Genomic DNA, 13,702 nt, shown 5'->3' on the forward strand with positions numbered 1-13,702 from the left:
CGCACTAGAGGAGGCCGGCCTCGGTCATCAGCTGGGTGACCTTCTGGCTGTTGAGTTTCGACGGATCGACGGTCGGTGCCTGCAGGTCGGCGAGTGGCACGAGAGCCGGGTTCGACGGGACGTCGCTACCCACCGTGTACTCGAACGAGTCGCCCGTCCGGAGTACCTCCTGCCCGGAGGTGCCGGTCACGAATCGCAGGAACTGCTGTGCGGCGACGGCCTTGTTGCTCGACGCGAGCACGCCGCCGCCGGACACGCTGACGAATGCGCCCGGGTCCTGATTCCTGAAGTAGTGCAGCGCGGTGTTGGAACTGTTCTCGCCGGTCTTGGCCTGGTCGCCGAACCAGTAGTACTGGTAGATGATCCCGCCCGGCACCTCCCCCGCGTTGACGGCCTTCATCACGGTGCTGTTGCCCTTGTAGGGCACGGCGTTCTCCTTCATGCCTGCCAGCCACGCCCTCGTCGCGTCCTCACCCCTGAGTTCGAGCAACGCGCCGACGATGGCCTGGAAGTCCGCGCCCGACGGCGAGGCCGCCCAGCGGCCCTTCCAGCTCGGGTCCTGCAGGTCGAGCAGCGACTTCGGCAACTGGTCCTGCGGAAGCTTGTCCTTGTTGTGGACGAAGACCGTCGAACGAGCCGCGATGCCCGTCCACTTGCCCGTCGAGGGCCGGTACTGCTCGGGCACCTGCGCGAGGGTGTCGGGGTCGACGTCGGCGAACAAGCCCGCGTTCTCGACGAGCGCCATCGCGGGCGAGTTCTCGGTCAGGAACACGTCCGCCGGGGAGGCCGCGCCCTCGGCGACGATCTGGTTGCCGAGTTCGGCGTCGCCGCCGTTGCGCAGATTCACCTCGATCCCGGTCTCGGCGGTGAACATGTCGACCCATTCCTGGGTCAGCGATTCGTGCTGGGCGTTGTAGACGGTGATCTGTTCCGGCGAGTTCCCCGGGGAGCCGGGGTCCGAGCCGTTCGAGCATGCGGTGAGGCCCACCAGCGTCGATGTGAGAATCGCCGCGCTCGCGATCGTCTTCCATCCTGCTGCCATGACGGTGCCCTTCACCCGCTGCGACCACCGGGGAATCCCCGATGAGGATTGCCTCAGCAACGTACACCCGTGGGTGCGTTCGCGGGCCCTGATCGACCCACGATCAAGATCAAAAAGTTGGGTTAGCCTACCCTTTTCATTGACCGATCCTTAGTGTAGCCTTCCCTGAGGAAGCCGGGCTGGAGGATCTTGACATGTACGTCTGCGTTTGCGAAGCAGCCACCGAAGAACACGTGCAGCAATGCATCACTGCGGGGGCTCGCACCGCCAAGCAGGTCGCGCTGGGCTGCGGCGCGGGTCGCGGGCGTGGTTGCGGCATGTGCCGCGATCGGATCAAGTCGATGATCGAACAGCACTACGCCACCGTCGAATGTGAGGCAGAAGCGATCAGCGCCTAGACACGAATCCGCACTCAAATACACCGAGTGAATTCACCCGGTGAGGGTTAGGCTGAATCTAGTGTCCAGCCCACCCCCACCGGAGGTGTCATGCGCGGCGACGACGAGGTCATTGCTCTTCTGAACGAGCAGCTGACCAGTGAACTCACAGCGATCAATCAGTACTTCCTGCACTCGAAGATGCAGGCCAACTGGGGCCTGACCAAGCTCGCCGAGAAGACTCGCGAGGAGTCCTTCGAGGAGATGCAGCACGCGGAACTGCTCACCGACCGGATCCTCATGCTCGAGGCCCTGCCGAACTACCAGCGGCTGTTGCCGCTGCGCATCGGACAGACCATCCGGGAGCAGTTCGAATCCGACCTGGCGATCGAGGTCGAGGTGGTGCAGCGCCTCCGTCCCGGCATCACGATGTGCCGCGAGAAGGGCGACCACACCAGCGCCGGCCTCTTCGAGAAGATCCTCGCCGAAGAGGAGGACCACGTCGACTACCTCGAGACCCAGCTCGAGCTGATCGACAAGCTCGGCGAGCAGCTCTACATCGCACAGACCGTGGATCAGCCGCCGTCGGTCGGCTGACCCGCCAACACACCGAGTGACCCCTCTCCGGATGCTCCGGAAGGGTCGCTCCTCTCGCGAGGCCTGCCGTCAACCAACCGCGACCCCGGGCCTGCTCACCACGTGATGTTGATCGGGCCGGGATTCCACATACCCGAGCGCCTCACGGTCTCGGTGCCCAGCTGTGCCGGTTCGGCGTTCGGGTCGATGCGTGCGTACTGCTCGAGGCTGCCCCAGTCCCGGCCCCAGTCCCCGTCGAGGTAGGTCGGCAGGGTGCGGCCGGTGGCCGTCATGTCGATCCAGCCGAGGGGGCCGCCGCCGAAGTGGTCCTGCCACAGGCTCGTCATCACCGCGGCCGGGCGGTCGGGAAGGATGCGGTATTCCGGGATCTCGGCCACGCCGAGGCGGTGATCGAACGGCCGCTGGCACGGGAACTGCAGCGCCACCGACCAGTCGATCATCGTGGGCGTGTCGGCACCGATCAGATCGTTGAGGGTGCGGGTCTGCGGGACCCTCGGCGGTGTGACGGCGACCCACTGGTCGGGGTCGGTGTCGCTGTCGTCGACGACGATCCGGACGGCGTTCACTTCGGCGGGGAGCTGGTCGAGCGGCACCCGGAGGTTTCGCCACGAGGGTGCGGGCCCGATGTCGATGGGCAGGGCACGACCCAGTGCCTGGACGGTTCCGTCCGCACCGCGGACACCGTACTCGAGTTCGACGCAGGCTCCGGGAGTGTCGATACCGTCGCCGTCGACCGAGTACACCCGGCCCGCGACGGACATCGAGACGAGGTCACCCTCGCCGGGCAGGGCGTACCAGTCCGAGGTCAGTGACGCGGGTCCGTTCGCCCCGAAGGTACCGAGAACGGGAGTGGTCGAGGGCTCGAGGCCGAACGGCAGAGCGACACTGCTGCCGTTGATGCCGGAGGCGCCCTGGCCACCGGCGGTGCCGGCCGCGTCACTGGACTTGGCGTCCTCGTTGTCGAGGGAGTTCGCCATGCCCTCGGAGGCGGCCTTCTCGTCGGAGGTCAGGTCGCCTGCCACCCCGTTCGGAGTGAACCCGGTGCTCGCCGCGCCGAGCGCATTCGCGGGCGCGGCCGTGAGCGGTTGCAGGACAGAGGCATTGGGGTCGGTCTCGACGAGCACGTCCTCGGCCAGGCCGCACGAGTGACCGGCGAGGGCGCCGAAGTTCGACTTCGCCAGCGAGAACGACGGATACTGGGCGATGGCACCCTTGGCCATCGAGAGCACGAAGAACGCGACCATGGCCCCGGCGGCGACCGTGAGCGGGGGAATCGACCAGAGTCGGCCCGGCTGAGCTGCCCTGTCTTCGTGGGGTTCGCGGAGGAAGCACCACGCGGCGACGAGCAGCATCACCGCGGTCAGACCGAGCAGGATCGTGCCGGCGCCGAACCCGGCGATCATCACCGGCTTGTCCCACCACGGGATGCCCCAGGCCGATATGTACCACCAACTGTTGCTGCTGGTGCACGCGAGCGCGAGCACGAACAACACGGCGGCGGCGAACAGGGCCCGGTTGCGGCGCGACCGGAGCACCATCGGGCCCACCGCGACCGCGGTCAGCACCGCGAGCGAACCGGCCAGGCCCGCGTAGATCCCGAAATGGTGCGTCCACTTCGTGGGCGTGAACATCATCAGCACCATCGCGGCGATCGTGATGCCGATGATCCGGCGCGACGGCCCCGCCGCCGTTCCGGGGATCCGGCCCCCGCGGCGCAGCATCACCAGCAGGCTGGCGACGATCGACAGGACCATCACGAACACCCCGAACCGTCGGGCCAACGACCCGTCGGCGTTGATCATGAACAGCCATTCGTAGCGCTTGTACTCCTCGAACCAGGCGTTCGTCGGAGGAATCGCGTGCACGTGCTGCATCTCGATCACGGCGGCGAGGGCCTGGTCTGCGAACACCGCGACGAGGATGACCAGGCCCGCGGCGATGATCGGGCCGAGCACGGCAAGGTAGCCGACGGTCTTGGCGCGCGCGGCGACGATCGCGAGCACCGGTCTGGCGCCGGCGATCAACGCACCGAAGCAGATGATCCCCGAGGGTCCGACCGTCACCGTGAGTGCACCGACGAGCACGGCGACGGCGGCGGGGAGCAGGCGCCGCGTCGCAATGGCGCGCTCGACCGAGCACCACGTCAGCAACACACCGGTGGCGACGATCGGCTCGGGGCGCAGGCCGTTGTTGTACGGCAGCCAGAACGCGAGGAACACCAGCCCGCCGGTCCACAACGCCACCCGGTTCCTACGGACCGCGGCGCCGAGGCGCGGGGCCACCTCGCGGCTGATGACCAGCCAGGACACGATCCCCGCGACCAGGGCGGGCAACCGGACCCACGGGCTGGCCGTGGACACCTGTGTCATCCAGGCGAGCAGGTCGTAGTACGGCGTGCCGAACGGTGCCTCGGGCACGCCGAACCAGCGGAAGTAGTTGGACATGTAGCCCGACTCGAGCGACGTCCTGGCCATGGTGAACTGGTAGCCGTCGTCCGAGGTGGTGGCACCGATGAAGTGCCACAGCAGCAGCGTTCCGATCACCACCGCGTCGATCGACCGAAACCTCCACCAGCGGGCAGGCAGGAAACGGCGGGAACGCCGCCCGTCGAGGCCGTCGATGCGGTGCAGCCCGACGAGGGCGACAGCGGTCGCGAGCACCGCGACGATCATCGCGACGAGCTTGATCGCCGAGGGCGTCGAGGTGAATCGGGTATCGAGATCCGCGCGCACCGCCAGGCCCTCGGGAACGGCGCCCCTGAGGTCACTGAAGACACCCACCATCTGCGGCCGGAAGTCGCCCGCGAGGGTGATCGGGTCGCCGCCCGCGAGCGTGGCGGTGGTCCGCTCCGAGTTCGACGTCACGGTGACCGAACGCCCGGCGAGCTCGTCGACCGGGATCGAGAGCAGGTTCTGGTCACGCTGGACGATCTCGAACTGCGCGGGGGCGCCGTCCGCACCCGGGCTGACCCGGGCGACAACGCCGTATCGGGCCGCGTCCGCCGCGCCGACCGGGGCGGTGGTGACCACGACGCCGCCGGTGGCGGAAAGCTGCGTCGCCGCGGCGGCAGGGATCGTCGCATCGAATTCGAGCGGTGCGTACGACACCAGCGGAGCATCGACGCTGGTGACCGAGTCCGCCTGGGGCCAGGACAGACTCGCGCTCTCCTGTTGCACCGGCAGGAACGGCACCGACAGCGCCGCCAGGATCCCGAGGACCGACGACACCACAGCTACCAGGCGAACACGGCCGACCTCCCCGCGGACCGCCCGCTTCGGGTCCGGTCGGCTGGATTGCTGTCGTTCGTCTACGGCGCTGACGGTCACGCTGATCGATGCTAGACGGCAATCCGCCAGAAGCGTTCCCGCTGGTCTCTTCCGTTGGTCTGGGGTCGGTTCGGGTGACGAGGGCGACCGCCATTCCCGTCGGGGGTGCGGATCACCGCACCCCAGGGTGTCTATTTCGATCCCAGCAGACTGCCGATGATTGTTCTACCGCCGCAGAGCGCGGCAGATCCAGAGAAAGGACAAGACACATGAACACAATTGATATCGCCGAGGTTGTCGACATCGAAACCGCGTCGGAACTCGAGATGCTCGAGGGAATTCTCGAGACGCCCGCGCTGGAACCCGATCGCTCCGGCTACATCTTCTCCTACAGGTACTGATCGATAGCTGGTTATCCGGGGGCGAGGCGGCCCAGCCTCGCCCCCGAACCATGAGGGTAGAGAGCCATGAGCATCGGACGTTCCCATTCTGTCCAACAACTAACGGACAGAAGGTATCTGGTTTCCGGGTTTGCCGACGCGTTGTCGGTGCTGTCGGATCGGCGACTGTCCAACGACCCCTCCACCGGCGAGGACTTGCACCCGGACATCACCACTGCGCTGGTTGCGAGCCAACGACGCAGCACCAGCATGCAACTGTGCGACGCGCCGCGCCACACCCAGCTTCGGCGAGCGGTGGCGGGCGCGCTGACCCCGCGCCGATACGACGCGCCGCTGGCTCGAATGGAACGACGGGCGGAGAAGTCACTCGAAGCCCTCCTCGCGCGCGGCGGAGGTGATCTCGTATCCGAATTCATACTGCCGCTGGTGTTCTCGGTGATCTGCGACCTTCTCGGGGTCCCGGAGGTGGACCGCGAGCGTGTGCTTGCCTGGTCGGAAGACTCCACCATGCCGGACCCCGAAGTCAGCACGAAGGGTGGAAGCGCCCTCGACGCCTACCTTTCATCGTTACTGGAGGCCAAGGCCGAAGGACCCGACGAAGATCTGCTCAGCGAGCTCGCAGCGGCGCGTCAGGCGGGCCGGCTCTCGGACTCCGAGGCGGTGGGCACCGCTTCCCTGATGTTGGTCGCAGGGTACGAGACGACGGTCAGCTTCCTCAGCACGAGCGCCCTCACACTGATGATGGCACCGCGGCTACGGCAAGGGCTGGAGCAGCGACCGGAGCTGCTGCCACCGACCATCGAGGAGATGTTCCGCTACATCACTCCCACCCGAGGTGCGTGGATACGCTTTGCCACGGAGGACGTTCCGATCGGTGACACGGTCATCCCGGCAGGCAGCGCCGTCGTGGTGGATTTCGCCTCGGCGAACCGTGACCCTCGCCGCTTCGGTACACCGGACCGCCTGGACCCGTCCCGCGGCGACAAGAAGCACCTGGCGTTCGGGCACGGTCCGCACTACTGCCCAGGGGCCACCTTGGCGCGTCGGCAGGCCCATATCGTCTTGAAGGTCCTGGTGCCGCGCCTGGCTGCGCTGAGGCTTGCCGCGCCCGTCAGCGAAATGCGTTGGCACCAGAATCGTTTCAGCAGGCGACCACAATCTCTGCAGGTCACCGTCGCCGTCTCCGACTCCGAGGTCACCTCGTGAACACGAAGATCAATCCGATCACCCGCCGCTATGTCGTGCTCAATGTGCTCGGCTGGCTGCCGACCGGGCTGTGCGCCCCGGTTCTCGTCCTGCTGCTGGCCGCGCGCGGGATCGATGTGGCCACCATGGGCACCCTCCTCGCCGCCTACGGGCTGACGGCCGCGTGCCTGGAGTTGCCGACGGGCGGGGTCGCCGATGTCATCGGGCGCCGTCCGGTGCTCGTTGCCGCCTCGGTGCTGTTCCTGCTGTCGACGCTCCTGGTCGGGCTCGGCACCAGCATCCTCGTCATCGCTGCGGGGATCCTCCTCGAGGCGGTCGGCAGGGCGCTGGACTCCGGCCCGCTTCAGGCCTGGTACGTGGACACCGCGCACGCCGTGGACCGCGAGGCCGACCTCACGTCCGGGTTCGCGCGCGGCAGAACCGCCGGATCGCTCGCGCTGGCGGTCGGGGCGCTGGCAGGCGGGGCACTCGCGGGCGGCGCCCTGGCGGGCTGGTTGCCGCTACCGGCCGACGGCGATGCGCCGATCCTCTCGCTGTCCCTGCCCTACCTGGTGGCCGCCGGGGTCGTCGTGGTCCGCGGCCTCGCTCAGCTGGCGTGGCTCAGCGAGGCGGAACGCCCTCCGCGTGCGGTGCTGCGCGAGGTGCTGGCCGACATCCCGCGGACGGTGCGCGACGGGGTCCTGACCTGCGCCCGAAACAGCGTGCTCCGCCGAGTAACCGTCCTGTGCGGCGTGATCGGCGTCGTGCTCGCAACGGTCGAGTTGCTGGCCCCGCTGCGGATAGCCGAACTCCTGGGCGGGGAAAGCCGGGCCGTCGCCGCCTTTGCCGTCTTCACCGCGCTCGGAGGGTTCGCGATGGCGGCCGGGTCGTCCGTGTCGCCGGCGCTGTCGCGGCTGCTCGGGTCCGCCCGCCGGACGGTGGTCCTGGCGCTCGTCGCGGCGGCCGTCGCCGCTGCGGCGCTGAGTGCCCCCGTCTTCCTCCTGGCCGCCGCCGGCTACGTTGGCGTCTACCTCGCGCTCGGCGCCCCTGAACCGTTGTTGGACGCGCTCACTCACCGCGTGGCCACGTCCCGCGAACGCGCCACGGTGCTGTCGGTCCAGTCGCTCGCCTTGCGGCTGTGCGGAAGCGCCGGTGCGTTGGTGGCGGGCCTGCTCGCGGCGAATACCTCCATCGCCTACGCATGGGCGCTCGTCGTGGGCGTCCTCGGGGCCGGTGCGATCGTGGCGGTCGGGCTGTCCGGCCGCGAGACGGCGGACGAATCACCCGATGCCTCGGCGGAGTCCGACGCCCGCCCCAGCCCCGCGCTGGAACGGACGTGACCGGGAACCTTGGGTTCCCTTGGAGCGAGTGACGGGATTCGAACCCGTGTGGACGGCTTTGCAGGCCGGTGCCTAACCACTCAGCCACACCCGAATCGATGGGACACTCTGCCGCCCCACGAGCGGTCCCACCAGGGTTCGGCTCACGCTGATCGTTAGTCGGCCTGCTCGGGTCGACGCAGCGCGAGCAGGGCGCTGAACCCGGCGGCCAGCAGCGCGAACGCCACCGAGCACACCGCGAAGGCGGTGCCGCCGAGCGTCGTGTAGCCCAGCGCGGTGGTGCCGGCGCCCGTGCCGATGTAGAGCACCGAGTTGTTCCACGACACCGCGGGCGCCCGCCGCTCGGCCATCACCGTGGTCAGGTAGACCTGCGCGGTGCTGAAGAACGCGGTGCCGCAGAAGAACGCGAGCACGAACCCGGCGAGACACACCTGCCAGGTGTCCGCGGTCGCCGCGATCCCCAACGCCACCGCGAGCACCAGGCCCCACCCGACGCTCAGTTCCGAGACGTGCCTGCCCGCCGAACTCCACCGGTCGATCAGTGGCCCGGCAACCATCGAGCCGATCAGCGAACCGATCCCGACCACCATGCCCACCAGTCCGAGCACACCGGTCTCGAAACCGAACTTCGTGGCGAACAACGCTCCCGCGTATGCGTAGGTACCGAGGCGAGCGGCCTGCACGAAAAAGTTGCCGGCCATGATGGTCCGGAACACCCCGACCTTCCACAGCCCGAACGAGGACCTCAACGCGGACAACGGCCGACCGGACGATGCGGATGCCCGCACCGATTCGCGCAGCCGCAAAGCGATCAGCGTGCCCGCCGCCACCAGTCCGAGCGCGACCGCCGCAAAGGCAAACCGCCAGCTCGACCCGGCCGCGGCGAACGTCGCCAGGGGAACTCCGACGATCTGTCCGCCCGCGTAGGCGGCCGACCCCCTGGCGATCGCGCGACCACGTTCGTGCGGCGCCGCGGTCTCCGCCAGGTAGGCCCACATCGCCGGGCCCACCAGGGCACCGCCGATACCGCCGATCGCGCGAGCGGCGAGCAACCAGCCGAGTCCCGGTGCCAGTGCGCACAACAACTCACCGGTCGCGAAGACCGCGATCCCGGACAGGATCACGCGTCGACGCGGCAAGTGTTCGGTGAGCGCCCCGACCAGGGGGCTGGCGATCGCATAGGACAGGCCGAACACCGTGACCACCCAGGCGGTGGCGGCGATGCTGGTGCCGAAGTCGCTGGAGATGGTCGGCAGCAGCGGGGACGCCAGGAACAGCTCCGCGCCCATCAGGAAGAACACCGCCTGGATCAGGGCGTGCTGGCGCCAGGGTGTGTGCTGCTGCGTCAAGTCTCACTCCTTCGCCCGCCGACGCTACCGCCAGCGCTCGCCCGTCCCCGTGGCCGACTCCCGCTGACAGGGAACAGGTGGTGCCCAGCGCAGGCCCCCTCCCCTACGGTGCGGGCATGACTGCATTCGAGTTGCGGGACCTGGCCGGCACCACCGCGGTCGTCACGGGGGCGGCCTCCGGCATCGGCGCGGCGATCGCGAGACTCGCCGCCGAACTCGGAATGCGGGTGGTACTGGCCGACTTCGACGTCGATCGGCTCGACGAGGTCGCGCGCGGGATCGCTGCGACCGGCGCCGAGGCGCTCGCCGTGCGCTGCGACGTCACCGATCCCGATGACGTCGAGCGCCTGGCCGCGACCGCGTACGAGGCCTTCGGCCCGGTGCGGCTGCTGGTCAACAACGCCGGCATCGAGGGGACCGGGCGGCTGTGGGAGCTCTCCCCCGACACCTTCGGCCGGGTGATGGACGTCAACGTCTCCGGGGTGTTCCACGGGATTCGCACGTTCGTCCCGCGCATGCTGGCGGCCGGGACCGCCGCCCACATCGTCAACACCGCCTCGATCGGCGCGGTGACCACCGTGCCCGCCCAGGCCACCTACTGCGCCAGCAAGCACGCGGCGCTGGCCCTGACGGAGTGCCTGGCGATCGAGCTCGCCGCCGAGCGCGCCCCGATCTCCGTGGCGGCGCTGCTGCCCGGCCCGGTGCACACCGCGATCTACGAGACCGCCGAGGCGGACGGGGCTGCGGGCACGGCCGCCCGCGAGCGGATGGAGACGTACCTGCGCGAGAACGGCGTCACCCCGCAGGATGCCGCGCAGACGATGTTCGACGGCCTCGCCGCCGGGGACTTCTGGATCTTCACCCATCCCGAGCGCGCCGACGAACTGCTGCGCAACCGCGCCGAGCGGTTGACCGGCCACCTCACCCCGGGATAGGCGCTTCGCGCAGTGGTGCGGATACGGGGTGCGGAACCTCCGTATCCGCACCACTGCGGCGGAGCCGCTTCGTGGGATGATGGCGAGCATGCCGCCTTCGTCACCGCTCCCACTCGATCCGATCGAGGAGGCCCACCGCCAATGGGAGAAGCACGGCTGGGGCGACGTCGCGGACGGCATGGCCGCCGTCACCTCCCTCATGCGCGCGCAGCAGATCATGATGGCCAGGGTCGAAGAGGTGCTCAAGCCGACCGGACTCACCTTCTCCCGGTACGAACTGCTGACGCTGCTCACCTTCACCCGTACCGGCGCCCTGCCGATGGCGAAGGCCAGCGCGCGCCTACAGGTGCACCCGACCAGCGTCACCAACGCCGTCGATCGGCTCGAATCGGCGAAACTCGTTCGCCGAGTGCCGCATCCGAGCGACCGGCGCGCTACCCTGATCGAAATCACCCAGGCCGGGCGCGATTTGGCCCTCACGGCCACAGAGCAGCTCAACACCCAGGTCTTCGCTCAACCCGGATTGTCCGCCGATAAGCTCGACACCCTCGTGCGGATTCTCGCGGAGCTCCGCCGTAGCGCGGGCGACTTCGACACCGGGGACGCACCCAGCAAGTGGTGAGCTGATCAGCGAGCAAGGAGCGCGACGTTGGTGCTGGTTCTTGGCGTGTCGGCGGGCGCCGGTGGGGCACGCGGGGTCTTGACGGCCCCCGATCGGCCACACCACGAGCCGGTCGCACGCTGTGATGTCCGGCGCCGCACCGGCGCCGAGATCGGCGAGGCCGTGATCTCCGTGATCCGCACGCTGCGCGCGGCCGCCGTGGACCGCTCCGAGATGGTCGCGGCCACCGCGGTGACGTTGCGCACCGGAATCGACCCCGAGGCGGTGTACGACGCGAGCGCGGCGCAGTCCCGGCATCACGTGCGGGTGGTGCCCGAAACGTCCTCGCAGCTGCGCTATCTGAGGTTCACCGGGCTGATCCCGCGGCACGGGGCCTCGGTGCTCTACGACGTGGGCAGCTCGGGTCTGTCCGCCTGCGTCGCCGACGCCGCCTCGGGCGAGGTGCTGGTGGCGCGCCGCAGCGCGGTGGTGGGCGGCGACCAGTTCGACCGGTCGCTGCAGGCGTACCTCTTCGACCAGGGCTTCCGGCTCGACCTCACCGAATGCCGGGACCTGAAGGAACAGCTGGGGCACGAACGCGTCGCGACGGCCACCGACCCCGACACCGGCGCCTGCCGGGTGCTCACGGGCAGTGATCTGGCCGCGCTCACCCGCGATGCCGTGGCGCATTCGACCTCGGTGCTGCGCAGCATGATCCGCGAGTCGAAGGTCCGCCCGTCCCGCATCGTGGTGCTCGGCGGCGGGGCTCGTGTCCCGGGGCTGGTCGCGACCCTGCAATCGGAGCTGCGAATCCAAACCGTCGTGCCGCCCGAGCCGGCCTCGGTGGCGGGACGGGGAGCGGTGCTCCTCGCCGCCGCCACCGCGGCACCGGCAGCGCGCCCGGGTCCGGCGTTCGCCGGGTGGTGACGGGCGTCAGCCGTTGACGAACTTCGGCGCGCGCTTCTCCACGAACGCGGCCATGCCTTCCTTCTGATCCGCCGTCGCGAAAGTGGAGTGGAAGACCCGGCGCTCGAACTTCACGCCCTCCGCGAGCGTGGTCTCGAAGGACCGGTTCACGGCCTCCTTCGCCATCATCGCGATCGGCAGCGACATCGACGCGATCGTCGTGGCCGCCTCCAGCGCCACCTCGAGGAGGTCGGCGGCCGGCACCACGCGGGCGACCAGGCCGGCCCGCTCCGCCTCCTCGGCGTCCATGTTCCGGCCGGTCAGGCACAGGTCCATCGCCTTGGCCTTGCCGACCGCGCGGGTGAGCCGCTGCGAGCCACCGATTCCCGGGATCACACCGAGCTTGATCTCCGGCTGGCCGAACTTCGCGGTGTCGGCCGCGATGATGAAGTCACAGAGCATGGCCAGCTCGCAGCCGCCGCCGAGCGCGTAGCCGGCGACCGCGGCGACGATCGGGGTCCGGGCCGCGGAGAGCCGATCCCACTGCGAGAAGAGATCCTCCGCGTACACCTGGGCGAAGGTCTTCGGCTGCATCTCCTTGATGTCGGCGCCGGCCGCGAAGGCCTTCTCCGAGCCGGTCAGCAGGATCGCCCCGATCTCGTCGTCGGCGTCGAAGGCCTCCACCGCGGCGACGACCTCGCGCATCAGCTGGCCGTTGAGCGCGTTGAGGGCCTTCGGCCGGTTCAGGGTGATGACGCCGACGCGGCCCTTGCGCTCGATCAGGATGGTCTCGTACTCGCTCACTTGGTTCCCTCGGATCGGGTGCGGATGTCGTTGACGATGGCGGAGAAGTCCAGGCCGCCATTGCCTTCGGTGTTGAAGCGGTGGTAGATCTCCGCGGCGCGCAGGCCGAGTCCGTCCTCGACGCCGTTGGCGCGCAGCGCGTTCGAGGCCAGCCCGAGGTCCTTGTCCATCAGCGCGGCCGCGAAACCGGGCTGGTAGTCGTTGTTCGCGGGGCTGGCCGGCAGCGGTCCGGGAACCGGGCAGTAGCTGGTCAGCGACCAGCACTGGCCGGACGCGTTGGACGCCACGTCGAACAGCGCCTGGTTGGTCAGGCCGAGCTTCTCACCGAGGACGAACGCCTCGCTGACCGCGATCATCGAGATGCCGAGGATCATGTTGTTGCAGATCTTCGCGGCCTGACCGACGCCGGATCCGCCGCAGTGCACCACCTTGGCGCCCATGACGTCGAGAAGCGGGTGCGCGGAGGCGAAGTCCGCCTCGGAACCACCGACCATGAACGCGAGGGTGCCCGCCGCCGCGCCCGCGACACCACCCGAGACGGGGGCGTCGACGGCGCGGTGTCCGGCCGCGTGTGCCCGCTCGGCGGCGGCCTTCGCGTCGGCCACGTCGATCGTCGAGCTGTCGATGAACAGCGTGCTCGGCTTGGCGGCCGCGAGGATCTCGTCGTACAGGTCGAGCACCAGCTTGCCGTTGGGCAGCATGGTGATGACCACGTCCACGTCGGCGACGGCAGCGATCGCGGTGTCCGCGACCGTCAGGCCGTCCTTGTGTGCCTGCTCCTGGGCGGCGGCAACCGGGTCGTACCCGGTGACCTCGTAGCCGGCCTTGACCAGGTTCGCGGCCATTGGCCCGCCCATGTGCCCGAGGCCGAGAAACGCGACGGAGGGTTGAGTGCTCAT

General features: G+C 69.1%; 13 protein-coding genes. 8 read left to right on the forward strand and 5 right to left on the reverse strand.

Annotation, left to right across the window (positions count from 1 at the left end; genetic code table 11):
- Nucleotides 1-4: 4 nt before the first annotated feature.
- Nucleotides 5-1,042, reverse strand: coding sequence for an iron ABC transporter substrate-binding protein (locus ACFQS9_RS16730; protein ID WP_378406654.1), 1,038 nt, complete (start codon nucleotides 1,040-1,042; stop codon nucleotides 5-7).
- Between the two features lie 194 nt (nucleotides 1,043-1,236).
- Between ACFQS9_RS16730 and ACFQS9_RS16735 the strand changes: the two genes are divergently transcribed.
- Together ACFQS9_RS16735 and bfr are read left to right on the forward strand one after the other, a co-directional pair.
- Nucleotides 1,237-1,440 (forward strand): (2Fe-2S)-binding protein, encoded by a 204-nt coding sequence (locus ACFQS9_RS16735; RefSeq protein WP_378406656.1) that lies wholly within the window; start codon nucleotides 1,237-1,239, stop codon nucleotides 1,438-1,440.
- Nucleotides 1,441-1,530: 90 nt separating this feature from the next.
- The gene (bfr, locus tag ACFQS9_RS16740) at nucleotides 1,531-2,016 is read left to right on the forward strand and encodes a bacterioferritin (protein WP_378406658.1); all 486 of its coding nucleotides are present in this window, start codon (nucleotides 1,531-1,533) and stop codon (nucleotides 2,014-2,016) included.
- 95 nt (nucleotides 2,017-2,111) lie between these two features.
- Here the strand turns inward: bfr and ACFQS9_RS16745 are convergent, their stop codons facing one another.
- Nucleotides 2,112-5,342, reverse strand: coding sequence for an arabinosyltransferase domain-containing protein (locus ACFQS9_RS16745; RefSeq protein WP_378406660.1), 3,231 nt, complete (start codon nucleotides 5,340-5,342; stop codon nucleotides 2,112-2,114).
- A 209-nt stretch (nucleotides 5,343-5,551) separates the two neighbouring features.
- Here ACFQS9_RS16745 and ACFQS9_RS16750 point away from each other — a divergent pair, with 209 nt between their 5' ends.
- The 3 genes from ACFQS9_RS16750 to ACFQS9_RS16760 all read left to right on the forward strand — a co-directional run bounded on the left by ACFQS9_RS16750 (nucleotide 5,552) and on the right by ACFQS9_RS16760 (nucleotide 8,208).
- On the forward strand, nucleotides 5,552-5,683 hold the full coding sequence (locus tag ACFQS9_RS16750; RefSeq protein WP_378406662.1) for a hypothetical protein: 132 nt from the start codon (nucleotides 5,552-5,554) through the stop codon (nucleotides 5,681-5,683).
- Nucleotides 5,684-5,749: 66 nt separating this feature from the next.
- A complete protein-coding gene (locus tag ACFQS9_RS16755) occupies nucleotides 5,750-6,889 on the forward strand; it encodes a cytochrome P450 (protein ID WP_378406664.1) in 1,140 nt (379 codons plus the stop codon).
- Nucleotides 6,886-8,208 carry an MFS transporter gene (locus ACFQS9_RS16760; RefSeq protein WP_378406666.1) on the forward strand — a complete coding sequence of 441 codons (1,323 nt, stop codon included), beginning with the start codon at nucleotides 6,886-6,888 and terminating at the stop codon, nucleotides 8,206-8,208. The genes ACFQS9_RS16755 and ACFQS9_RS16760 overlap by 4 nt, the downstream gene beginning before the upstream one ends.
- A 155-nt stretch (nucleotides 8,209-8,363) precedes the next feature.
- Here the strand turns inward: ACFQS9_RS16760 and ACFQS9_RS16765 are convergent, their stop codons facing one another.
- Entirely contained in the window at nucleotides 8,364-9,557 is a 1,194-nt protein-coding gene (locus ACFQS9_RS16765) for an MFS transporter (RefSeq protein ID WP_378406668.1), read from the reverse strand.
- 116 nt (nucleotides 9,558-9,673) lie between these two features.
- On the opposite strand from ACFQS9_RS16765, the gene ACFQS9_RS16770 reads away from it, so the two are divergent.
- The 3 genes from ACFQS9_RS16770 (at nucleotide 9,674) to ACFQS9_RS16780 (ending at nucleotide 12,020) form a co-directional block, all read left to right on the forward strand.
- The gene (locus tag ACFQS9_RS16770; protein WP_378406670.1) at nucleotides 9,674-10,492 is read left to right on the forward strand and encodes an SDR family NAD(P)-dependent oxidoreductase; all 819 of its coding nucleotides are present in this window, start codon (nucleotides 9,674-9,676) and stop codon (nucleotides 10,490-10,492) included.
- Between the two features lie 88 nt (nucleotides 10,493-10,580).
- Nucleotides 10,581-11,114, forward strand: a complete 534-nt coding sequence (locus ACFQS9_RS16775) for a MarR family winged helix-turn-helix transcriptional regulator (protein WP_378406672.1) — start codon at nucleotides 10,581-10,583, stop codon at nucleotides 11,112-11,114.
- 30 nt (nucleotides 11,115-11,144) lie between these two features.
- On the forward strand, nucleotides 11,145-12,020 hold the full coding sequence (locus tag ACFQS9_RS16780; RefSeq protein ID WP_378406674.1) for a hypothetical protein: 876 nt from the start codon (nucleotides 11,145-11,147) through the stop codon (nucleotides 12,018-12,020).
- Between the two features lie 6 nt (nucleotides 12,021-12,026).
- Here the strand turns inward: ACFQS9_RS16780 and ACFQS9_RS16785 are convergent, their stop codons facing one another.
- Together ACFQS9_RS16785 and mmsB are read right to left on the reverse strand one after the other, a co-directional pair.
- On the reverse strand, nucleotides 12,027-12,803 hold the full coding sequence (locus ACFQS9_RS16785) for an enoyl-CoA hydratase (RefSeq protein ID WP_378406676.1): 777 nt from the start codon (nucleotides 12,801-12,803) through the stop codon (nucleotides 12,027-12,029).
- Nucleotides 12,800-13,702, reverse strand: a complete 903-nt coding sequence (mmsB, locus tag ACFQS9_RS16790) for a 3-hydroxyisobutyrate dehydrogenase (RefSeq protein WP_378406678.1) — start codon at nucleotides 13,700-13,702, stop codon at nucleotides 12,800-12,802. The genes ACFQS9_RS16785 and mmsB overlap by 4 nt, the downstream gene beginning before the upstream one ends.

It is taken from the genome of Rhodococcus daqingensis, assembly GCF_042665615.1.
Lineage (GTDB): Bacteria > Actinomycetota > Actinomycetes > Mycobacteriales > Mycobacteriaceae > Rhodococcus_G > Rhodococcus_G daqingensis.

Coding starts and splice junctions, on each gene's coding strand:
- ACFQS9_RS16730 (WP_378406654.1), bottom strand. CDS start 1,042: ATGGCAGCAGGATGGAAGACGATCGCGAGCGCGGCGATTCTCACATCG.
- ACFQS9_RS16735 (WP_378406656.1), top strand. CDS start 1,237: ATGTACGTCTGCGTTTGCGAAGCAGCCACCGAAGAACACGTGCAGCAA.
- bfr (WP_378406658.1), top strand. CDS start 1,531: ATGCGCGGCGACGACGAGGTCATTGCTCTTCTGAACGAGCAGCTGACC.
- ACFQS9_RS16750 (WP_378406662.1), top strand. CDS start 5,552: ATGAACACAATTGATATCGCCGAGGTTGTCGACATCGAAACCGCGTCG.
- ACFQS9_RS16755 (WP_378406664.1), top strand. CDS start 5,750: ATGAGCATCGGACGTTCCCATTCTGTCCAACAACTAACGGACAGAAGG.
- ACFQS9_RS16770 (WP_378406670.1), top strand. CDS start 9,674: ATGACTGCATTCGAGTTGCGGGACCTGGCCGGCACCACCGCGGTCGTC.
- ACFQS9_RS16775 (WP_378406672.1), top strand. CDS start 10,581: ATGCCGCCTTCGTCACCGCTCCCACTCGATCCGATCGAGGAGGCCCAC.
- mmsB (WP_378406678.1), bottom strand. CDS start 13,702: ATGAGCACTCAACCCTCCGTCGCGTTTCTCGGCCTCGGGCACATGGGC.